Raw genomic sequence first — 22,605 nt, forward strand, 5'->3', positions numbered from 1 at the left:
AAATCAATTATTTTATAGGAGGTCATTATGAACAACCGTGAACGTCTGCACGCAATTATGAATTATGAAAAACCGGACCGCATGCCCGCTGTACACTTTGGATTTACGCCGGAGGTCGTTGAAAAATGGGTCCGGGAGGGACATGTCAGCAAAGACATACTGGATCTCGAAGAGTACTCCTTTGAGGCCGAGGCCATTCTCTCCGAAAAGCTGGGGTTTGATTTCGGATGGCATGCCAACCGTATAACCACGACGGAATTATTTCCTTTCTTTGAGGAAAAAGTAGTAGAACACCTGGACAATGGCTTTGACAAATATCTGAACTGTGACGGCGTCTATGTCCTCCAGAGAACCGGTGCAAAATCTATTCCCGCCGAAGTAGACCATCTCTTAACCGACAGAGACTCCTGGGAAAAACATTATCTTCCCAGGCTCACCTACACAGAGGAGCGATTTTCTCAGGCCGAATTAGAATATGCAAAGGCAGAGCAGGCCAAGGGGCGCCCCATCGGCCTCCACTGCGGCAGCCTCTGCGGCCGGATCCGGGATTATCTTGGAATCGTAGGCCTCAGTTATCTGATGGCCGATGACGAAGAGCTGCTGGAGGAAATGTTCCGCACCGTGGGCGATCTCTGCTATCAGTCCGTAAAGCGTACACTGGAAACAGGCGTGCAGTTTGATTATGCACATTTCTGGGAAGATGTCTGCTACAAAAACGGCCCCCTGCTCTCTCCCATGATGTTTGAAGAATACACCGCCCCCTATTACAAAAAGATCACAGATCTTTTATACACGCATCATATCCGCATCGTCAGCGTAGACTGTGACGGCCTGGTAGATTCCCTCCTCCCCGCCTGGCTGGAAAACGGAGTCAACACCATGTTTCCCATCGAAGTAGGTACCTGGGACGCCAGCATATCCCCTTGGCGTTCCAAGTATGGAAAACAAGTGAAAGGAATCGGCGGTATGCGCAAACACCTCCTGTCCCTTGATTATGCCGCCATCGACGAAGAAATCCAAAGGCTAAAACCAATGGCAGAAGAATTGGGCTATATCCCCTGTCCGGATCACAGAATTCCCGAAGACGCAAAGTGGGAAATTGTACAGTACTACTGTGAGCGGGTGAAAGATATCGTTTAGGTGTGCTATAGAATCAGTAACAGAAAAAAATAGAGGGCAATATTTGATGACCGCATCAAATATTGCCCTCTATTTTTTTCTGTTACTGATTCTAAACACACAGTGCGGGTTCTGAAATAACATACACAGATCCGGCCGGAATCTGGTCTCCTTTTGCTCAGCGCCCCTCCCCCTACTCGATCCGCTTATAAATCTCCAAATCCAGTGCCACTATTTTATCGTATCGTTTCAGTGCTTCTTCCACGTTTCTTTCTTTCATCATCTGAACCATTTCCAGGTGGTAAGGGAACGTCTTTAGAAGGATCTGGAAGTAATCAAAGTCTTTTTCTTCAAAATATCCGTACAATTCATCATCAAAAGTCTCGTACATCTCGATCATATTACAGACCAGATTGGTCATCTCCTGGTTACCGTAGCACTCGAGAATATATCTGTGAAAATGATGGTCCATCTCTTTGGGCATAATTCCGGTGGACGCTATGGCATTCATTTGGACAGCCATATCTTCCAGCTGGTTCAGGCGCTCTTCTGATATGTTGGGAATCGCTTTCTCCAGGCTGTAACGCTCTAATACCGTCTTTACTTCAAACAATTCCAGAAAATTCTTTAAAGCCAGGTGGATGCTGAATTGTCTGCCTTCCACATAGTCTGTGACGAATGTCCCTTTTCCCACTTCCGCATGGACAATTCCCTGGTTCTCCAGCTCCCTGATCGCTTCGCGCAGGCTGGGACGGCTTACTTTCCATTCTGCCGCAAGCTTCCGCTCCCCGGGCAGTTTGTCTCCGGGACGCAGGTTCTCATCTTTTATATATTGATAAATTTTATCCGACAATTTAGAATATAGTAATCTTTTGTTTTCTGTTTCTCTATTGTAATCCATATTGCTCCTTACCGGTCTGACCGCTTTTTATTTGATTATAAGTCAGCATCGGAGCCGAGTCAAGTCATATTCATTTAAATTCTTTTGGCATATCCCGCCAAATATCAGTTTGGCAGGACGGGAGAAAAGCCTGATACTGCAAAAAAGATTTATGACAATGAAAGGGCAGTGCCGGTTCATTGTAGATTGCCGCGGCACTGCCATATAGGGAAAAGAATTTGTCTCTGTTCAGAACCAGGAACGGTTACATGATTTTCCTTTTACTCAATTAATAATACACTTTACCGCATAGGATTCCAATATATCCGCAATGCAGCGCATTTCTTCATCCCCCGGCGCCTGTACATCCGGAAGAAGATACGTACTTCCCAGCCGTTCATGTTTCGACGAGCCCAGTTTATGATATGGCAGAATATTCACCCGGCTGAAGCCATTATCCCTGCAGAACTTTCCTATTGCATGAACATTGTCCTCACAGTCCGTACAGCCTGGTATGATCGGATAGCGGAGACATGCCTTTTCCGGACAGGTATGCCCGATGAAACGGAGATTCTCCAGGATCTGCTTATTGCTGACTCCGGTCATCTCTATATGTTTCTGCTCGTCTATAATCTTAATATCTGTCAGATACAGATCAATATACGGCATGACTAGTTCCAGGTTCCGGCACGGTACACACAGTTCGGACTCAAGAGCCGTATTGATTCCTTCATTCTTGCAGCGCCGCAGAAGTTCTGTCACAAATTCGGGATAGATCAGAGGATCCCCTCCGGATAGTGTAACTCCGCCTTTTCCCGCATAGTAAGAAGCGTCTCTGTGTACCTTTTCCATAATGTCATCAACCGTCATCCATTTTCCGGTAATCTCCAGAGCATTCTGAAGGCACATTTCCACACAGTTATGCGTCTTACATTTATCGCATTTTTCCCTGTCATGACGGACAAAACCATATTTTTCGATCTCTTCAGGCGTCTTATATGCCGTAACTGCATCATGGGGGCATACTTTTGCGCAGAACATGCATCCTGCACATTTCATCTTTGTGTAGAATAATTGCGGTACTGCCTTCTGCCCCTCCGGATTGGCACACCACAGGCAGGTGAGCGGACATCCCTTAAAGAAAATATTAGTTCGGATTCCCGGTCCATCATGGGTCGAAAAGCTCTGAATATCAAAAACCAATGCCTTCATCTCATCTTTATTTTCCATATCTATACATACCATCCTGCTATCCTCTTTCGAGTCCGGCGGACGGCTCTCCTTTCTACCAGCTTAGTACAAAATTTTCAAATTATAAACCAGAGCGTCTAAAGTTGAGCAGGTTATTCACGTTAAGTATTCTTTTTTATTAAAATCATGCTCTAAGCCGCGCCGCAGGGGGGGCATCGGGGAATCCGAATTCCCCGCCCCTGCTGTCTAATCCCAGGAATCTAATTGTCTACTTATCGCCCCACACCTCTTCACTCGACGGCTGTTTCGCTATATTAACAAATACACACGCTACAAGGTAGAATATTACGGAAATCCAGATCGCTACAAAGTAGCTTCCTGTCGCATCACGAAGGGCGCCTGCAACGTAAGGACCCATGCCTGCTCCGCCTGCCATTCCGACCAGTGAGATAAGCCCCCAAGCAGGCGGCATCTCTTTTCGGCCAAGGATAACTCCGACGTAGCCTGCTACTGTCGGAATGTACATTCCATATACAAGACCGAAGAGAATTGCATAGGCCAGGAACGCCCAGTGACTTTGTCCGCCATTTGCAGTAAGCCTGACTCCATAATTCAGCCACAGCGCCATAATTGCACATCCGACATAGGAGAATGTAAGAACTCTCTTACGCGCCTTAACCGGATCACTCATCTTCTTCGTCAGTTTATCAACATAACCGCCTACCACTACTGCTGAGATAATGAACATCAGACCGATGATGCAGTATATATAGGTTGCAGAAAGTTTATCATAACCAAGATCCCTTGTAACATAGTTAATAGAATGTGAAAATACGATAAATTCAGCAAAGTTAGAGAAGAACCATAACAATGCAAGTGTCCAGAAAGATTTGTGTTTTACTGCCCATTTAAATGGGACATAGAACTCTTCTTTTTTCTTGCCGGTATCTGCTTTTGCCATCTTTGCCATGAAGTTGTCATATCCCAGCGGTTTCTGGCCAAAGGCCTCTGGTTTACTCTTGGTAAACTGTGCCGCAATTGTAATACCTATCATCAGGACAATACCGAATACTCTCATCATGATCTGCCATGAAGCCGTTGAAATCAGAATCATGGACAGAAGAGGCCCGATACTCATGGCAACACCGGCAGCGGCTGTTGTAAGGCCCATTGCAAGACCTAACTTATCCATGAACCACTGACGAACCATAGAGGTAATAGGAGCCCAGAACGCACCAGAACCGATACCGGCAATTACACCGTAGAATAACCAGTACTGCCATGGCTCTTTTGCGAAACTGCAAAGGAATAAACCAACTCCCATGATAATACCATGCATCGTGTAGGTAACACGGCAGCCAAGCTTATCAATATATGTCCCAACGAAAAAAGCAAAGAGCCCGTACATCACCATGAAGATTGAACTGCCTGCTGAAACAGCAGCGGTTGACCAGCCGGTTGCTTCAACCATTCCATTGATTAACGTTGCAAATGAACCGCGGATTGTCATATGGAACAATACAATCACAAATGCCGCCCCCGTCACTGACCAGCCAGAGAATTTTACACTTTTTTCACTCATTTTCATTCCTCCTCACCGAAATTTTAAAGAGGAGGAGAAACCACTCCCCTCCTCCAGGCTGAAAGACTTATCTAAATTAGCTGATGAATCATCTGGTTTATACCTGATTGTATTCCGTACGGGCAATAACTTCATCCTGTATAGGTTTCCCAAGCTCGCACCAATAAGCACTGAATCCGGCAACACGAACCATCAGTTCACGGTAGTTTTCAGGATGCTTCTGGGCGTCGCGGAGCATATTCGAGTCAACGATGTTGAACTGTACGTGATAGCCGCCATTATTGAAGTATGATTTAATAAAGTCTACAAAGTTTCTGCTTCCTTCGTCCCCGCGGATCGCATTCGGATGAATCTTCATGTTGAGCTGAACACTGCGATACTCTGTAGGATCCAGTTTCACTCCGGAATTGAGAAGCGCTATCGGCCCGTTTGTATCCGTACCAGGCGATGCTGAGAGAATACCATCACAAAGAGTAACTCCTGACAGACGGCCATCTGCCGTAGCCCCGGTAACCCTGCCATGAGGCCCATGAGCAGATATAGATAATGCCGCCGTCAGCCAACGATATCCAAGATATGTAATCTCTGATGCACAGACTCTGTCATAGTCGTGCCACAGATCTACAAAGATATTGTCTACATAATCATCATCATTGCCGAACTTCGGCGCCTCCAGGATATCCTTATGGATCTTCGCATATTTCATGTGTAATGAAGGCTCGATTTCCTGATTAAGCATAGAGAAGTTACCTGCAACAGCACCAACCTTATAACCAAAGTTGTTGTCAATCGCCTCTTTAAATTCTTCAAATGTATATTTCTTTTCATCCCAGATCAGCTTCTTCATTGCCGCAAGGCCATTGCAGACATTTACTGTTCCGGAATCAAGCAGTGTGACTGACTTATTGTAACGGCATCCATTGTCATCCTGCGGACGTCCAACCGCTACACAGTCATGCATCAGTACGGAACCTGCGATCTTCGGATGAATCCCGCGGCAGATACCGATTACGAAATCCCAGTAACGCATGTAAACTCTCATATAATGCTCACGGATCATAATAAAGTTATCCCAGACATCCTGATAACAGGTGATCGGTTTACAGCCTGTGAAACAAACTTCGCCGGTTCTCGGGTCAACACCGTTATTTAATGCCAGTTCGAATGTTTTTCCTTCATTATAGAATGCAGGATGGTTAATGCCATGTGTGGTACCCTGCATACCAATCTCAACACATCCGGCAATACTAACGTCTCGTGCATCCTCCAGCGTAATGTTCTCCTCCGCATGGCACCAGAGAAGGTGCTGAACCTGCATATCATAATTGAACCATGCGGGATAGCCGCACCCGGCCTTCGTTGTCTCTGCCGCTTTCAAAAGCAGATGTTCCGAAGTCTTGGAGCTTACAAGAATACCCAGGGTCGGCTGCGGTGTCGGAATATTCACCCCTGCCTCAAGAATCATATCCTCTAGTTCATTATCAATACACTGTCCAGTCTTCGGATCCAGCCCGCCTACCGTCATATGCTGGAAGGAGTTGGAGGATGCCATAGCAGCCCATGCTGATGGCGTGATATATTCTTCAGAACTGAACTTAATTCTCATGATTTCCCAAAGCTCAAGAGCCTCTTCTTTTGTGATACGTCCGGCTTCAAGATCTGCCGCATATAACGGATATAATAATTTACCCCAGTGCGCAGGTGACAGTCCAAGAGAAATGGAATCGTTCCATACCATCAGATGTCCGAGCCATGCAGCCTGCAGCCCTTCTCTAAATGTACGGGCCGGTTTGGCCGGAGCCCATTCAAGGCCTTCCGCCATCAGAAGCAGCTCGCTCTTACGGGGCTCAGCTGCAGTCTCCGCCTGGCGGCGTGCGTCCTCGGCATAATGTTTTGCCCATGTAATGATTGCCTCACAAGTATAAATACAAGCCTGCCAGAAATAGATTTTCTCTGCTCCCTCTTTTTTGATCGGCTGTTCTTCTTCCAGATGACGCTTACATTCAGCAATCACATCTTCCAGGCCTCGCTCAACGATAATGTCATATGCCGGTGTCCAGCGTCCGTCACATCCGGATGCAAGGCCGGAGCCAGGGAATATCCCCACTTTCTGTGCCAGTTTCAAATCTTTATAATATGGGAAGGATTCTTCCATTACTTTCTCAGATACATCTTCTATAGAACGTGTGCTCCAATACTCGAGGCACTCTTTCATCGGCGCTACTTCTTCTTCACGGATAGAGAACAACTGCCCCAGTTTGATCCAGCCCTCTTCTTTAATATTGTGAGCCTCATCATCACCGCTCACAGAAAAGAGTTTTGCTTCCTCATCCTCCGCCTTATTCAGGAAATCAATCATAAATTTTGTAGAGAACTGAGGATACATCGTTGCACCACGCGTAAAACGTGTCTTTGAGCCAACGATTACTTCGTCTTCTTTTACGGTAGCGTCCATATTCTCAATCATATACTTATATGAAAGACCTCTTCGGATATACAGCGGCATGCCGTCATACTTTTTCCACGCTTCGGTATATAACAATGGCATCTGTCCGTCAAAACGGCATTTTGAATTCAGAAAATGGTCGAACAGCCTCTGTGTACGATCAGTAGACGGCTTTCCTACCACTTCTTTTTGGACAAAGTCCGTTAATTCCCTATCTGCATTTGCTGTAGGCGGCCATGCTACCGTTTTCCCCGTTTCCAGCATTTCAAGAACGCGAGATTTTGTTTTTTCCATACTTTGTAATACCTCCTCTTATTTTCTCTTTTTTTCACTCGAAAGTCTGGATTCTTTCTATGCGATAATCTATATTTTCAGTATAATTCAAAATAATATATTTGAAAATTAGGATATTTACCTATTTTTTTCTGATAACTTCCACAAATAGTCTTATTTATCTATGCTTTTTCTCTATATAGCTATAATGTGCTATTCCCCTCCTGTATCTGGTCAAAAGTATTAGATTTAGCCCAATCTAATACTTATTTCTAATTTTTTTTTTACCGTATCTATGGTATTGTATGATTGATGGAGTATTGATCCAAAGACGTAATGTTTTTCCTGAACCCCTGAATTTTCCGGATTAAAGACATGAAACAGCACAGGCAAGCATTACGGATTGCTTTTACTCTGAAGATCCCGTAAACGACTCATTTTGAAAGAGGAGGACTCCCAATGACACCCAAACAGACAAGTTTTGCATACGCCCTGGCAAAAATACAACAGCTGCAGGATATGTATTCCAAATACTTTCAGGTGTCGATCACCATTTACAATGTGGATAACCAGCCTGTCACAATTCCCTCCAACCAGATCCCTTTCTGCAACAGTAAACTCACGGATACCGACAGCGTATGTCAAGTTTTTTCCAAACGGCTGACACAGCGGCCTCCCGAAGCATTAACCGTTACCACCTGTCCTTATCAGTGTTTTTATGCGATTGCCCCTCTGGGTCTTCCACTGGACATCTCCGATACGGATAACGCAAATTTTTACATTATCATTACACAGCCGCAGCATCAGAATACGGAAGCACTTTTTACTTCATTTCATGATATCGAATCCTTCTCTTCCGATCCGGAAACCACCGATTTCTACGAGCTTTCCAATCTGATCGTGTCCGGTTTTGATATCATATTCTCCCTGATGTCTTCCAACGACCTGGCACTGACATTCCACAAAAAGGACAAAATCAAGATTAATAAAGAAGCTCTCAGTGAACTGACTTCCCGGGAACAGGAAATTATCCATCTTGTAAGTATCGGTATGTCTAACCAGCAGATCGCGGGCCATCTGCAGATCAGTGAGCATACGGTAAAAGCACATATTAGCAACATTCTAAAAAAACTGAGTCTCAGTAACCGAACACAGCTCGCAGTTTACGAAATGCTGAATTAGCTGCCCTGTCGGAAAGAGAGGTATTATGAGGAAAAAACCGATTGCATTCTACATCTATATAGCATTTTTATTTATCCTTGTCCTGACACTCGGAACTCTTGGCAGTATCATCGCTTACCATAATTATAAGACAGCCAATAAAGGAGTCCTGTCCCGCCTGGATGTGGCCCTCAGCGTAGCCAAAGACCAGATGCTTATCCACGAGACAGCCATTGAGCAGACCTTAGCCGGAATCTGCAATTACAATGACCTGAATGCACTGATTGCCGGCAAAGACTATCAGGCCTTAGATGAACTCCTTAAGCTCGCAGATAAGCAGGAACCCGGTTATTACCTTGTAGTAGATGAACATGGCAGAATTCTGTGCAGTGCGGACCACCAGACAGGTACAGAATGGGAACTGGATTATCTGCTTCAATTTTTTGAAAACGATACTGCCCCCATACATACAACGGAGATACTATCGGCAGAGTCTGTCAATCGGGCTTCTCCTTCCTTCAGGCAAAGCGTTCGGCTAAATGCTAATACAGAAAACATCCCGGCAATGCTGCACCTGGTCCTCTTTCCGCTCTATGATGGAACAAGGCTGCACGGAGCCATTGTCGGCGGCTTCCTTATTAATAACAATAATACCCTGGCACACAATTATACTTCCGCAGTCCCCGGTACATACTTGTCTGTCAGCGCAGAAAAAGGGCTTCGAATCTGTTCCAATATCGATATCGATGACTTTTCTTACCTGGAAGGCTCCTTTCAGAACAGTGAACTCTACGAAACAACAAATGCAGGGAAACGCTGGCAGGGAAAGATCCTAATGGATGAAAGGAATGGATATGGAATCATTGTGGCCGATCCGCTGTATAACATAAAAAATGAAGTAATCGGGAATATCGGGGTCGGCGCACCTACTTACCTGTTTGCCGATCTTGGTTACGGTGATCTGCTGTTTATCAGCATAATAACCCTGCTGTTAATCCTCATTGCAGCTTTTGTCCTCCGCGTTCTCTGCGGCCGTATTACAGCTCCCCTGCATAAGCTGCAGAGATTCTCACGCTCGATTGCCAAAGACAGCACACCCCCGGAAAATATCTCCTGGGATAACTGGTTTGTTCCAATAGAGATTCAGGAACTTACGGATGACCTGCTCACGATGTCCCAAAAATTAATTGCGGAAAATTTGATTCTTGAAAAACGTGTTCTGGAACGGACTGAGTATCTTATACATACGATTGACGAGTTAAAAGAAGCTAACAAGTGCAAATCCGCGTTTCTTGCCAATATGTCCCATGAGCTTAGAACACCGCTCAACTCCATCATCGGTTTCGCCTCTATTCTTCATGACGAATTATTTGGGGAGCTCAACGAAAAGCAGAAACAGTACATATTTGTTATACTGGACAGCGGCAATCATCTGCTCGCATTAATAGACGATATATTACATTTTGTTAAACTGGACAGACATGTTGAGACCCTTTCCCTGGAAGAGGTAAATGTGGCTGACATCATAGAAAGCGTTTCCGTATCAGTCATGCCATTAATCCAGAGCAAGGACCAGCAGCTTGTAATCGATATAAAATCGGAGGATACCGGCCTCACAGCCATGTGGGATATACAAAAGATCCGTCAGCTGCTGTTAAATATGTTATCAAATGCGATCAAATTCACTCCAGAAAATAAAGAAATCTGCATTCGGTTCCGCCCCGTTAATGAAACCATCTACTCGATCAGCGTAATTGATCATGGTATTGGAATAGAAGACGAATTTAAAGAAAAAGTTTTTTATCCATTTGAGCAGGTAAATTCAAGTTTTACCCGCAATTATCAAGGTGTGGGCCTGGGGCTGGCCATATGCAGGAGTCTTGTTGAGATGCATATGGGTAAAATCTGGCTGGAAGATAATCCCCCCAATGGGCTGGTTGTCCAAGTTGTGCTGCCTGTCTGTCCATCTATACCTGAGAATAACAGTCCTGCAGAGTCCTAAAAATTCATACATGCCATCTTTTGAAATACTCGCGGAAGTTTTTTCTTATCTTATAGGCAGACTTCCTTATAAGATAAGAAAAAGCGCTGCAGTATATTCACTACAGCGCATCTTCCGTGGTCAGCCATTCCATGCTTACCCCAAGAACCTTTGAAAATGTTTTCAGCTCATAATCTGTTACAAACCGTGTTCCTTTCTCTATGCGGCTTATGCTGTCTCTTTCCAGTGTGATCCCCTCGAGCTGAACCCTGGCAGCTAAGTTGCTTTGTGTAATCCGCCTTTTTAATCGTGCCATTCGAATTCTTTCACCGCATAAATTTTTCTTTCCCCTGTACATGTAAATTTTCATTTTCATCACCCACAGAATGTGTTAATAATCAGAATTTTTCTTGACTTTAACACATATTACACTCATAATTGTGTTAAAGGTCAGAATTGCTCGTTTTTATTTATGGAAGTTATGAAGGAGGACTTATATGTCTAAAATATTAGTTGTCGAAGATGACATAGCCAGTCAGATGCTAATGACAGATATCTTAGAAAAGTACGGATATACCGCCGTAGTTGCGACGGATGGCCTGGAAGCGATCAGCCTCGCAGAGAAAGAAAAACCAGATCTGGCAATTGTGGATATTATGCTCCCCACTCTTAATGGTTATCAGGTATGCGAGCGTCTGCGATGTCTGCCACAGTGCAGAGAACTTCCGGTCATCATATTGACCGCTCTGAATGAAGACCAGCATAGAATCCGCGCACTTGAAGCCGGAGCCATTGATTTCCTGAGCAAGCCCTTCAAACGCATCGAACTTCTGACCAAGATCAAAGCCGTACTGCTCATGCAGGAGGATAAGATGAACATGATCTCTTTCGAAAAGATTACGCAGGGATTTTTATGTGCCCTTTCACAGCGTAAACCCGATATCCAGATCAGTAATCTGCGGTGTGCCTACTTTACAAAACGTCTTGGCATAACGCTGGGGCTCTCAACTAAAGATCTGCTGACCCTGCATTATGCGGTTCTTCTGAGAGATATCGGATACTTATCGCTTCCCGGTGAGATAACCGATCTGGGAAATGACAGCGACAGACATAATATACTGGGCGCTGAAATCGCAGAAAAATTCCTGCCGGAAGATATACATACGATTATTCTCTGTCATCACAGTAATCTGAAAGATACGGCCTTTCCCAAGAACCTTTCCGAACCATCTGCAACACTGCTTAACATTGCAATTGTATGTACTCGTTTTGAATACTTAATGAAGTCTGGAAATGCTTCACTGGATGAGGTGCATCATATTCTGCGCCACGAAGGCGGTCTTGGACTGTGGCCTCAAAAGGAACTGGATCTGCTGCTTCAGTTGACGCAGTAAATCCTGTTTTAACCTGTAAAAGCAAAACGGGCAGAACCCTCATTCCTGAAGGTTCTGCCCGTTTTACGGGTATATACCATGTCCATCAGACGTGTATCACGAATGATCAAACACTTATTAAGCCATATCCAATATAATCTGTCTGCGCAGTTCTCTGGCATAGGATAACTTTCTCTTCCTCTCCATACGGATATGGAAAAGAAAAAAAACAAATCCGATAACCATGCATGCCCCAGCCGCGGAACCTGCTGCAGCCGGTGCCGGTATCCTTATGTGGGTACCGCCGGAATTTTCCTTTGGCACTGCTGCCGGCTGAATCTTTGTAAAAGAGACCTGGATCTCACAATCTTCTCGTATATCGGTGAGTGAATACCCATCCTGATATTTTGCAATATCCTCTTCCACTCCATTGACCAGGAGTGAGGATAATTCATACCCCTCCTCTGCCTGGTAGGTAACGGGGAAACTTTCCCCTCTCAAAACCTTACCGCTCTCGCTGACCGTTCCGTTTTCGCCCTTAACAGTAACCTGAAAATAGTAGGGCATCTCCGTCTTGTAAAACCGTATCTTTCTCTCACCGGCAGTGTTCGTAACATTGACCGCAGCAAGAAATACGCCTGGTTCGATCTCGCACAAAGATTCAGGTTCATCGTGTGTAATATTATCAAAACGAAAATCCAGCTGCGGCGCAGTTACCATCGTTCTTCTTGATATGGAATATACGTGCAGAAAATCGCCGGTTCCCCAATCAAGTGTCAGCGGGAAATTAAAAATGTAATCGCCGCACACGGCCAGATCCTGAAAATTATAACCCTTAGCAGATTCCGGGAAACTTCCCAGCTCGTCCACAACCTGGAACTCCGAATTCAGAATCTTAAAACTATATCCGTCATCCACATTCGTCTGGATGATATACTGATCCGTATCCTCTTTATAATCGATCCCAAGGATATTATAATTGTCACTGATCTTTATCTTGCCCTTAAATCCAAGTGTATCCGGATCCATTACATAAAGGCATCCCCTGTTCTCAGGATCAATATTAGTATACAATGCAACATAAATCTCATTCTTACCGGGGTTGTAGGCCATTCCATTACCATGCTCCCAGTTCATGTCGTTTACCCGTTTTGCCAGTGAATACTGTTCCACCGGGTTGCCATCCTTGTCCACTTTATTCTTATAATAAGCAGAAACGACATCCGGATCCTGATTCTCTCCCGTGTTCTCAATACAGATGATATAATCATCCGTAGCACAAATAGACTGGACCACTCCCACAGACCCAATCAGATTCTCCTCAAATACCTGCTCCCAGGCAAGATTGGAAAATGCATCGTCCCCTGCAATCTCCGCCTTACATTCCATACCAGAAAAAGTAAGGAGGGCGGCAAGCGCAAGAAACCCCTTAATTAATTTTTCTTTCATTCAGTTGTACTCCCCTTTGTAACTATTTCTCCCGTTAATTTATAATTATACCAAAAATGCAAAAAAATGGCTACTGTTTTTTTACATAACTAAACAAAAAATGGACAATGAAAGTGAACAAAAGGGTGCAGACCCATCTGCACCCTTTTGTACTTCTTATATTTTATTCAGTACCTACATTATTAATATTCCATCTGACGGTAATATCTTCTGGTTGTCAGTGGGTGGTTTCTCTCTTTTTCCAGATGGCAGCTCAGTCTTTCTGTCATCGCATACATAACCATCGGAGAAACGATCTTTCTGTATTCAGCCTCTGTAAACGGAAGCTCGATTTCTTTTGTATCAAATACATTGATCACCTTTGTGATTTTCTGGCTGAAGTTCATCACACGATCCATCAGCGGCCTTGTCTCATCTTCTCCATAAAACAGGATCAGGCTTGTGTCTTCTTCCACCAGTTCCAGTGTTCCGTGGAAATATTCTGCCGCATGGATTGACTTGGTCTTAATCCACTGCATCTCCTCCAGGATGCACATTGCATAATCATAAGCTTCTCCCCAGAGCATACCCGAACCGATTACCATATGGTACCCTGTATCTTTATGCTCCGCCGCCATCTTCGCACATTTGTCTTCATACTGTTCTTTTGCTTTCACAAGGTACGGTACGATCCAGCTGTACTGATCCATGAATTCTTCATATTTGTCAAATGTTCCCGCATTTTTCAGGAATCTTCCGAGCAGTGCAATCATGTATGTATAGATCGCTTCGCACAGGCAATCGTCTTCTGCAAAACTGAAAAACTTGTAATCTGCATATTCACAAGCCGGTGTATTATCATTCGATACATATACCATTGTACGTGCGCCCGCCTCCTTGCAGTATTTGATGGCTGCTACTATTTCCTTTGTATTCCCGCTTCTGGTAGAAAAAACACATACGGAATCTTTCGTAAAGCGTTTATGTCCCGCTGCCATGAATTCTGCTGCAATCACACTGTGCGTCTCGATGTCGGAAGTCGTGTCAAGCCAGTACTTCATCGGAAGTGAATGCGCATATGTACCCCCGCATCCGATAAAGAAGATATTGGAATATCCCTTTTCACAAATCTCATCTACAGCCTTTTCAATCTGGGGCCTAAGTGCAATCGCATCTCCTACTACTTTCTCATACCGTGGAATGTCAAAATTAAACATATTATTTCCTCCTTGTTTTTTGAATTTGTATTATGTTGTTATAATACATCATAATACATTATATGTAAAGAGGTTTTTTAAAATTTTTTTAATTTTTTTCAGCACACTCTAATATGTTTAAAATTTCCATTGGTTTTTCCACAAGATAATCCGCTTCACGCAGTTCTTCATGTGTTCCGCAGCCATATAAGCAGCCCACAGATTTAATTTGATTTTCCCGCGCCGCCTCAATGTCATAAATCCTGTCGCCGACCATAAGTGCAAATTCCGGGGTCGTGTCCTCCAAAAATACCTTCAGGGAATGCACTTTCTCCTTCCCCGGTATAATTGGCCGGATTTTATCTATCTTCCTATTCAGTTTCAGCCTCTCCAAGACTTCCTCAATATAATTCTGCTCTGCGTTAGAACAAACGGCAGTATGGTAGCCTTTCTTTCGAAGCTGGTCCAGCATTTCGGGGATTTGGGGGTATGTGCACATCCTGCCGATATAGACCTCCCTCTGATAATGCTCTACGCATTTCCAAAAATGCCCTGCTTCTTCACCGTCTTCTTTTCCGAAAAGCCGCAGATTGGTTGCCTCTACCCGTTCTCCTATGGTCGTTATAATGTCTTTTTTCTGCCATACAGGCATGCTGCACGCCTTCATGGCGTCCTGTATCGCAGGAACCATAAAACTCTCCGTACAACTCAATGTGCCGTCTAAATCAAATATAATCCACTTCATGCCACACCATGTCCTTCTATATAATTTTTAAAACCAAATCCCCCCTCCTGCAGGCAGTTCTGCGCAGAATAATTTGCTGCCACGTCCATAGCCCCACAGATAACAGACCGCTCCAACACCGCGCCCTTTTTCCAGCCGGATTTCAACAGTTCCACGAGCAGCGCCGCAAGATAGGAATCACCGGCGCCCATTGTGTCAAGCGGTTTTACATAGTACGCTTTTCCTGTAATAAATTCTTTCCCATTATAAAAAATCTGCCCCCGGCTTCCCATTGTTGCTAATACATTCCTGCAGCCATGTGCATATGCCTTCTTTAAAAACTCCCTGATCTCCGGCTCCTCCATATGGTCACAGGAAAACTGCCCTAATTCCAGATATGGACAGGTCATATCCAGAAATTCCTGTGTCCTGTACTTATCCTTCACCGAAAAATCGAAGGTTACCATCCCTTTCAGATCCTTTAACTTATAAATATCGCCGTGCAGTTTTGCATTACAGCTTGTATGCATGACGTCAAATGAGCGAAGATACTCCACATCCTCATCCCGGATCGTTGTTGTATGAGCCCATTTCCTGCCTTCATCGGCGCCAATATAGCTTCTTTCGCCATCGTAGACATTCACATCACATTTTTTGGTTGTTGCTTCCGGATCAAAAATGCATTGGGACAAATCCACATGAAGGCTTTCCAAGGCCTCCTTTAGTATTTTCCCTTCTTTATCTGCGCCAATGCTTCCGACATATGCTGCATCTGCGCCGAGCTTGCTGGCATGGGCTGCAACATTGACAGCATTCCCGCCCGGAAACATAACGCCCATATTCATATAACGGTCCATTACATTATCACCGATACCTGCTATTTTCATATTTTTCCTCCAAAAAAGAAGACGCCGCAAAATTCTTAGAATCCTTTGCGACGTCCCCAGAATTAATATTCAACTTTTCTATAATAACGTCTGATTTCCAAAGAGTGATTTCTAATTTCTTCAAAATTCTTGCTGACACGAGATAACACAGCATTTATTACAACCGGCGACAACATCCATCTGAACTGATCACTGATGCCCGGGAGCTCATAGTCCGCAGTGTCAAATACGGTAAAATCATCCGTATACTGAGAAACAAAATTCTTTACTCTCTCATCTAACTTTCTTGTTTGCCCTTCTGTCATATTCAATGCCACACAGACGCCTTTTTCCACCAGTTCAATTGTTCCGTGGAAAAATTCAGGAGAGGTCACTGATTTCGTGCGGAGCCACTGTGACTCTTCCAGTACGCACATCGCAAAGGAATAGGTCGGCCCCCAAAGATTACCTGAACCAATCCATATCTGGTACGGATCATCTTTATATTTCAAGGCATACGTCCGCGCTTTTTCATCGCTGGCTTTTCCGACAGAAACAAGTGCCGCCGGCAGATTAATCAATTCATCTGCGAACTGGTCATAATCATCAAAATAGCCTGTGTTTTTTAATAATTTCCCAATTAACATATATAGTACATATTCCTGCGGGCGTCCGTCTTTGTATACGACGGAATAGTCAGAAAGCCTGCCAAGCGGAGAATCCTCCACCCCAAGTACAGATACAATCGTTGCACCACGCTCCTTCACATATTCTGCCGCCGCTATCGTCTCCTTTGTATCGCCCGATTTAGACGCCATAAATACCAACGTTTTATTTGTAAGATGGTTGTTTCCAACCGCCAGCAGTTCAGCAGAAATCTGGGACTGTACGTTAAGGCGGGACATAACGGAAATCATGTAGTCAAAGGGCTGCATCATTGCAAGCGATCCGCCTGAAGAGGTGAACAAAATGTTGTCAAATCCTTTTTCGCACACTGCATTTGCAATTGCTTCAATTTCCGCTCTTTTATCATAGATATATTTTCCGTTTTCTAAAATTTTATTTTCGTCAAAAGTCACCATATGTAATAATCCTCCCATTTTTCACAATATTTAAAAGATCTTAAAGAATGCGCCGATAATTCCCAGCAAAGTCAGTATCAAAAGTATCCATGATACTTTTACCTTCTTCTGCAGCAGCCCGTATATTCCGAGGGTCATTGCAAATGGTATCAGATTCGGCATAATGCCATTCAGAATATCCTGCACTGCAACTGCTGCATCGCCACTGCCCAGAGCACCGGCAATGTTGACGGTAATCATATTTGGTATCATTGCACCAATTACCATCAGACCAAGAACCGCCGCTCCATATGTAAGCTTTGGCATCAGGCCTGATTCTTCCACCTTGTTCAGGAAGCTGGTTCCAAAGTTATATCCGAATTTCAGACATAAATAGCGGACGGCAAATGCCGGAATATTATAAATCAACCAGAAAAGAATCGGCCCCAGAATATTTCCCTGAAGAGCCAGTGAGGTTCCGATACCGGTCGCGATAACACGGAGAGTCCCCCAGAACATGGAATCGCCGATACCCGCCAGCGGTCCCATCAATGCCACTTTTACATTGTTAATAGAGGACGTGTCAAAATCATCTGTTTTCTCATTGCTTTCTTCCATTGCCGCCGAAATGCCCATTACGGCAGTTGACACATAAGGCGTTGTATTGAAGAATTCCATATGCCTTTTTGCGGCTTCTATCTGTTCTTCTTTTTTATCATAGATTTTCCGAATAACCGGAAGCATTGCAAAGCAGTACCCCATATGCTGCTGACGCTCATAATTCCATGAATATTCCAGGGTAAGGGAACGAAAAAAGATAGAACGAAGGTCTTTTTTTGTTATCTTGCTTTCATTATTATTAGAAGTCATCATCTTCTACCTCCTGTACTGCTGTTGAACGGTTTTCCTGTAACTGAACAAGAATGATTGCAAGTGTTCCTGCCATAATGGCAATACCGAGCATTGGAATCTTTAAATATGCACTGATTGCAAATCCTAATACGAAGAATACGGCTGTCTTTTTGGTCAGGATCATTCTTGCAAGAAGAGCAATACCAAGCGCTGGGATGAATCCAGCCGCTGCCACAAGCCCTTCCTGTACAAATGAGGGGATCGCTTCCAAAACCCGGTTCATGACCGGTGTCCCAAGATAGAATGCCACTCCGCAAATAATCCCACGAGGCAGGCTCTTTACGACAAATCCTCCCAGAATGTGCATTCTTTCCATCCCTTTGAAATCCCCTTTTTGTACGTAAGAATCTGCTTTATGTACAAAAAAAGGAAGTACGCCCAATGTAAGCACGTTATCAACAATCAAATAAAGTGTTGCAATCGGAAAAGCCAGGGCAAGCGCCACATCTGCACCGTTCCCTGTGGATATTGCAAATGCGGCCCCCAAAATACCGCCGGTTATTACATCGGGCGGCACTGCTGCCCCGAGCGTGATAGAGCCGATAAATATCATTTCCAGTGTAGCCCCAAGGATAATTCCTGTCTGCAGATCTCCCATAACCAATCCTACCAGTACGCCTGTTATAATTGGACGAGAGCCCAGGTTGGTTCCCAACATCCATTCGAATGTTACGAACATTCCGATTAATCCGATTAAAATAGCCTGAACTAACATAGTTTCCCTCCTACATATTCTCTTTTACTAAAAGTTTCTGGTCGCCAGGCACCTGCCTGATCTCAACCTCGATCCCATCGCTTAACATCTCTTTTAATAATTCTCCATCCCGCTCTGTAATAGGAATCGTCTTATAAAGTGTCTTTACCGCAGTTTCTTTTGGCTTGCATCCTCCCAGGTTGACCGACCGGATTTTCTTATATCCGGAAGTCAGCCTATAAGCATCTTCAATGCTTTCCACGATAATGAATAATTTATACTTATCCGTTACACCTTTGTTTAGTGCAGCGATGGAATCCTCCATATTTTTAATTACCAGCTTTACTCCATTTGGCTTTGCAAGCTTCAGCGTTGTTTTCCGAATGTCGTCCTTTGCAACAGCATCATTGGCAATCAGCATACAATCTACATCCAGCGATTGTGTCCATGCCATTGCAACCTGTCCGTGCAGCAATCTGTGATCTACTCTTACCAGTTTAATCATCTTCGTTCCCTCCTAAAAATCTTCATCCTCTTCATCCTGTTCCCGCATGTCCGTACAATACATAAGCGCTTCTCCCGCCCCTGACACAGCCTGTCTGACCGACTCTTCCGTCAAGTCCCCGGATTGTGTCAGCACAGCGAGGATAAGCGGCAGATTCATACCGCTCACCAGATAAAAGGAATCTGTCGCAGCCCGGTTCATGAACTCATTGTTTACACTTCCGCCGAATAAATCCGTAATCACCAGCCATGTATCCTCTTCCCTTTTTTCTTCCTGCCACTTATCAATCATCTTTTGCAGATCCTTAGAATTTTCGTCTACATATGCACACATATCATAAAGATTCTCGGACTCTCCCAATAGAAACTCGGACGTTTCTTTCATTGCCTTTGCAAGTGGGCCATGGCTTGCCAGTAATATCTTATTCATCCTTACCCATCCCTTTCTTATAATAATACATCATATGACATCTCGTTACATCAAGTTTACTATGAAGATGTTTTTCTGTCAATAATAAAAGCAGCATTTTTAACTTTTTGTTAAAAATGCCGCTTTTGGAATTAATTTTCTTTAAAAATACGTTTTCTTAAATATAAAATTTTAGTCGTTCTGTACAATAAACTTGTCTGGAAACAAACAAAGGATTGCCATTTTCTTCATGATGCCTATCTGTAAATAGTAACAGCGCATCTCCTGTTTTAACTTTCAGTAAGCTTGCTTCATGAGAATTAGCATAACCGACCTCAAGCGTCCTAATACTATTGCCCATTTCGATTTTATGCTTACGCAAAATGTCAAACAACGATTGGCTTAAATCTTCCTTTTCCAAAAAAGCAAACTTGCTGTTATAATGATTCGTTTCGATCATGGTAGGAACGCCGTCTACATAACGGAGTCTTTTTGTGCACAGGATAGTGGTATCTTCTTCAACCATAAGGAACTCTACATCTGAAAGCGTCGGATAAACCCAGGATACTTCCAGTACCTCTGTCCTGGCCGTCTTCCCTTCCTGCTGACATGAATGTGTAAAACCAATCCTGTCATCCGCAGAATACAGTTCTTTTTTCGATGCAACGAATGTTCCTTTTCCACGCGATCTGACTATCAGCCCTAAGTCTTCTAATTCACTTATAGCAGAACGGATCGTAATACGGCTCACCTGATAAGTTTCCACTAATTCTGCTTCTGAAGGCAGCTTATCTCCTGGTTTCAATTCGCCGCTGGCAATCTTATCATTTAGAATATTTATAATCTGCTTATACATTGGCACCATGCTCTTGTGATCAATTTTCTTATTAACCTCTCCCATTTTTCTTCTCCAATCTTTCTAATATCTTCTAATTATACTGTAACAGTTTAGATTAATCAGAAGTGTTATAATATATTACCGTCCTTTACCTTTTTCCAATTCATGGATAACTGATTGACTTTATTTGACATAAAAAACTTAAAATATTCCCCCGATAATATCTGCTTGGTAACATGAACGGGTTTACCTGTATTCATATAAATCGTCTCAGTTAGGACAAACACTGCATCCGGAGCCGGAAGCCGCATTAATTCACGCTCTTCCTCTGTTGTCAAGCTTGTCTCCAGCATAATAGACGTATAACAGTTATCCTCCAGCCTCAGACCCGTATGTTTTTCAATCTCTTCATATAAGGATTTATTTTCCATATCCGTGTTCATTAAAAATTCAAATCCTTTGTACGGCAGATATACATGCTCAATCATTACAGGCTTTTCGTTCACATGCCGAAGTCTTTTTAGATATATGATACTGTCTTTAGCATCCAGTTCAAGCTTTTTACTAATCATCGCGGACGCTTTCTGCTTCTCTACTGCCAACATGTGAGTGTAAGTTTTTATATTATTTTCACTACAAAAGTAAGTAAATCCTTTAAATGTACTCAAGCTGGACGATATCTTAGGAGTTCTTACAAATGCACCTTTCCCATGATACGTTACAAGAATTTCCTGTTCGACCAAATCTGCAATCGCATTGCGCACCGTAATTCTACTGACCTGATACTGTTCACATAATTTGGCTTCGCTGGGTATGCTCTGCCCTGAAAGAAATTCCCCCTGCTCAATTCTTTTCTTCAGGTCTTCCGCAACTTGCTGGTACAACGGCACTGCGCTGTTTGCTTCTAACATCATTTCTACCTCTCTAATCTTAAATCATCTCATATCGTAATAAGTCTCCTGCTAGTCATAGTAAAATAAGTAACGGCCCCATAAGCTGAGATAAATTTTCGAGAATGCTGCTCCACAAACGCAAGCGTAGTGGGCTACGCTGAGGCTTGTGGAGCAGTGCTATCGGAAATTTAGGTCGGCTTATGTGGCAGTTAATTATTATACAATGTACTAGCATGAAATGTATTAATACATCTTATGTGTTTATATTATAGCAGACATTTCTAAAAGAATGAAGTTTTTTCTAAAATTATCTTTTCTTTTTCTGTAAAAGTATAACAGCAAGGCTCATTTATTACCTTGCTGCTGAATCTTACGACAATTATTTTTACTTCCATAGATGTTCTCAATGTCTTCATCATAGTTCCTTCTAACTCCAACTCCTTTTTATCTCTTCATATATACGACAAAACCTTTGGCATTTTTTGTATCATACGCGCTTCTGCAACCATTACTTTTTTAATCTTTCCTATAATCTACACTCCCGCACAGGGAGTGACGAGTCAATCTGGCTCTGCAGCTCCTTAAAATTATCATTTCAATCCACACTCCCGCACAGGGAGTGACGAGTCAATCTGGCTCTGCAGCTCCTTAAAATTATCATTTCAATCCACACTCCCGCACAGGGAGTGACGGTTACTGTTATTTAAAACCCTCCTGCGCTAATATTTCAATCCACACTCCCGCACAGGGAGTGACTAATCCTAATTTGATCCACACAGGACAGGTTTTATTTCAATCCACACTCCCGCACAGGGAGTGACAGCAAAATTGCACAATTTTTATTCAAGAAAATTATACAATTCTCCTATAATTCTATAACATTTTCCTAGAAATTACAATTATTTTAGCTCACCCCTCCTTTTTTCTCGTTTCAAAATAACACTTTACAGATTTATATGGTGCGAATCTCCCAGGGAATTTATGTTTACTACACATTCGCACCAGCAATTGTTTTTGATATATTAACAGACTACTGGTATTTATCTTCCCCAAGTTTTCCATGGTGCAGCCTCT

General features: G+C 43.4%; 20 protein-coding genes and 1 CRISPR repeat array. Of the genes, 4 read left to right on the forward strand and 16 right to left on the reverse strand.

The genetic code is table 11. The features are described from left to right. The first annotated feature begins 27 nt into the window (after positions 1–27). Positions 28–1,140, forward strand: a complete 1,113-nt coding sequence (locus BN1938_RS15375; protein ID WP_050641439.1) for a uroporphyrinogen decarboxylase family protein — start codon at positions 28–30, stop codon at positions 1,138–1,140. Between the two features lie 172 nt (positions 1,141–1,312). On the opposite strand, the gene BN1938_RS15380 is transcribed toward BN1938_RS15375, so the two are convergent. The 4 genes from BN1938_RS15380 to BN1938_RS15395 all read right to left on the reverse strand — a co-directional run bounded on the left by BN1938_RS15380 (position 1,313) and on the right by BN1938_RS15395 (position 7,512). Continuing rightward, positions 1,313–2,020, reverse strand: a complete 708-nt coding sequence (locus tag BN1938_RS15380; RefSeq protein WP_050641440.1) for a FadR/GntR family transcriptional regulator — start codon at positions 2,018–2,020, stop codon at positions 1,313–1,315. A 264-nt stretch (positions 2,021–2,284) separates the two neighbouring features. Beyond that, positions 2,285–3,244 (reverse strand): indoleacetate decarboxylase activase, encoded by a 960-nt coding sequence (locus BN1938_RS15385; RefSeq protein ID WP_242843870.1) that lies wholly within the window; start codon positions 3,242–3,244, stop codon positions 2,285–2,287. Positions 3,245–3,458: 214 nt separating this feature from the next. Further along, entirely contained in the window at positions 3,459–4,772 is a 1,314-nt protein-coding gene (locus BN1938_RS15390; protein WP_242843871.1) for an MFS transporter, read from the reverse strand. A gap of 97 nt (positions 4,773–4,869) precedes the next feature. Further along, positions 4,870–7,512, reverse strand: coding sequence for an indoleacetate decarboxylase (locus BN1938_RS15395; protein WP_050641442.1), 2,643 nt, complete (start codon positions 7,510–7,512; stop codon positions 4,870–4,872). 438 nt (positions 7,513–7,950) lie between these two features. Between BN1938_RS15395 and BN1938_RS15400 the strand changes: the two genes are divergently transcribed. After that, positions 7,951–8,673 carry a LuxR C-terminal-related transcriptional regulator gene (locus BN1938_RS15400; RefSeq protein ID WP_050641443.1) on the forward strand — a complete coding sequence of 241 codons (723 nt, stop codon included), beginning with the start codon at positions 7,951–7,953 and terminating at the stop codon, positions 8,671–8,673. A 25-nt stretch (positions 8,674–8,698) separates the two neighbouring features. After that, positions 8,699–10,654, forward strand: coding sequence for an ATP-binding protein (locus BN1938_RS15405; RefSeq protein ID WP_050641444.1), 1,956 nt, complete (start codon positions 8,699–8,701; stop codon positions 10,652–10,654). A gap of 100 nt (positions 10,655–10,754) precedes the next feature. Here BN1938_RS15405 and BN1938_RS15410 read toward each other — a convergent pair whose 3' ends face one another. Then, on the reverse strand, positions 10,755–10,949 hold the full coding sequence (locus BN1938_RS15410; protein WP_330377684.1) for a helix-turn-helix domain-containing protein: 195 nt from the start codon (positions 10,947–10,949) through the stop codon (positions 10,755–10,757). 181 nt (positions 10,950–11,130) lie between these two features. Between BN1938_RS15410 and BN1938_RS15415 the strand changes: the two genes are divergently transcribed. After that, complete coding sequence (locus BN1938_RS15415) at positions 11,131–12,027, forward strand: response regulator (protein ID WP_050641446.1); 897 nt, start codon at positions 11,131–11,133, stop codon at positions 12,025–12,027. 117 nt (positions 12,028–12,144) lie between these two features. On the opposite strand, the gene BN1938_RS15420 is transcribed toward BN1938_RS15415, so the two are convergent. The 11 genes from BN1938_RS15420 to BN1938_RS15470 form a co-directional block, all read right to left on the reverse strand. Beyond that, positions 12,145–13,455 (reverse strand): hypothetical protein, encoded by a 1,311-nt coding sequence (locus tag BN1938_RS15420; protein ID WP_050641447.1) that lies wholly within the window; start codon positions 13,453–13,455, stop codon positions 12,145–12,147. A gap of 182 nt (positions 13,456–13,637) precedes the next feature. Next, complete coding sequence (locus BN1938_RS15425) at positions 13,638–14,651, reverse strand: SIS domain-containing protein (RefSeq protein ID WP_050641448.1); 1,014 nt, start codon at positions 14,649–14,651, stop codon at positions 13,638–13,640. An 88-nt stretch (positions 14,652–14,739) separates the two neighbouring features. Then, positions 14,740–15,375: an HAD family hydrolase gene (locus BN1938_RS15430; protein WP_050641449.1), complete on the reverse strand. Its 636-nt coding sequence runs from the start codon at positions 15,373–15,375 to the stop codon at positions 14,740–14,742. Continuing rightward, the gene (locus BN1938_RS15435; RefSeq protein WP_050641450.1) at positions 15,372–16,241 is read right to left on the reverse strand and encodes a PfkB family carbohydrate kinase; all 870 of its coding nucleotides are present in this window, start codon (positions 16,239–16,241) and stop codon (positions 15,372–15,374) included. The genes BN1938_RS15430 and BN1938_RS15435 overlap by 4 nt, the downstream gene beginning before the upstream one ends. A gap of 62 nt (positions 16,242–16,303) precedes the next feature. Continuing rightward, positions 16,304–17,302 carry an SIS domain-containing protein gene (locus BN1938_RS15440; RefSeq protein ID WP_050641451.1) on the reverse strand — a complete coding sequence of 333 codons (999 nt, stop codon included), beginning with the start codon at positions 17,300–17,302 and terminating at the stop codon, positions 16,304–16,306. 30 nt (positions 17,303–17,332) lie between these two features. After that, positions 17,333–18,154: a PTS system mannose/fructose/sorbose family transporter subunit IID gene (locus tag BN1938_RS15445; protein ID WP_050641452.1), complete on the reverse strand. Its 822-nt coding sequence runs from the start codon at positions 18,152–18,154 to the stop codon at positions 17,333–17,335. Then, the gene (locus tag BN1938_RS15450) at positions 18,141–18,908 is read right to left on the reverse strand and encodes a PTS mannose/fructose/sorbose/N-acetylgalactosamine transporter subunit IIC (protein ID WP_050641453.1); all 768 of its coding nucleotides are present in this window, start codon (positions 18,906–18,908) and stop codon (positions 18,141–18,143) included. Before BN1938_RS15450 ends, BN1938_RS15445 begins: the two co-directional genes overlap by 14 nt. Before the next feature lie 10 nt (positions 18,909–18,918). Next, positions 18,919–19,392, reverse strand: coding sequence for a PTS sugar transporter subunit IIB (locus BN1938_RS15455; protein ID WP_050641454.1), 474 nt, complete (start codon positions 19,390–19,392; stop codon positions 18,919–18,921). A gap of 12 nt (positions 19,393–19,404) precedes the next feature. Next, positions 19,405–19,821, reverse strand: a complete 417-nt coding sequence (locus BN1938_RS15460) for a PTS sugar transporter subunit IIA (RefSeq protein WP_050641455.1) — start codon at positions 19,819–19,821, stop codon at positions 19,405–19,407. A gap of 157 nt (positions 19,822–19,978) precedes the next feature. Next, positions 19,979–20,701, reverse strand: a complete 723-nt coding sequence (locus tag BN1938_RS15465; RefSeq protein WP_050641456.1) for a GntR family transcriptional regulator — start codon at positions 20,699–20,701, stop codon at positions 19,979–19,981. A gap of 65 nt (positions 20,702–20,766) precedes the next feature. After that, positions 20,767–21,552, reverse strand: a complete 786-nt coding sequence (locus BN1938_RS15470; protein ID WP_242843872.1) for a GntR family transcriptional regulator — start codon at positions 21,550–21,552, stop codon at positions 20,767–20,769. 504 nt (positions 21,553–22,056) lie between these two features. Then, positions 22,057–22,352: direct repeats of the CRISPR family, unit length 32 nt; unit sequence ATTTCAATCCACACTCCCGCACAGGGAGTGAC. Positions 22,353–22,605 lie beyond the last annotated feature (253 nt).

This window comes from Eubacterium sp. SB2, from assembly GCF_001244405.1.
GTDB lineage: Bacteria > Bacillota > Clostridia > Lachnospirales > Lachnospiraceae > Faecalicatena > Faecalicatena contortus_B.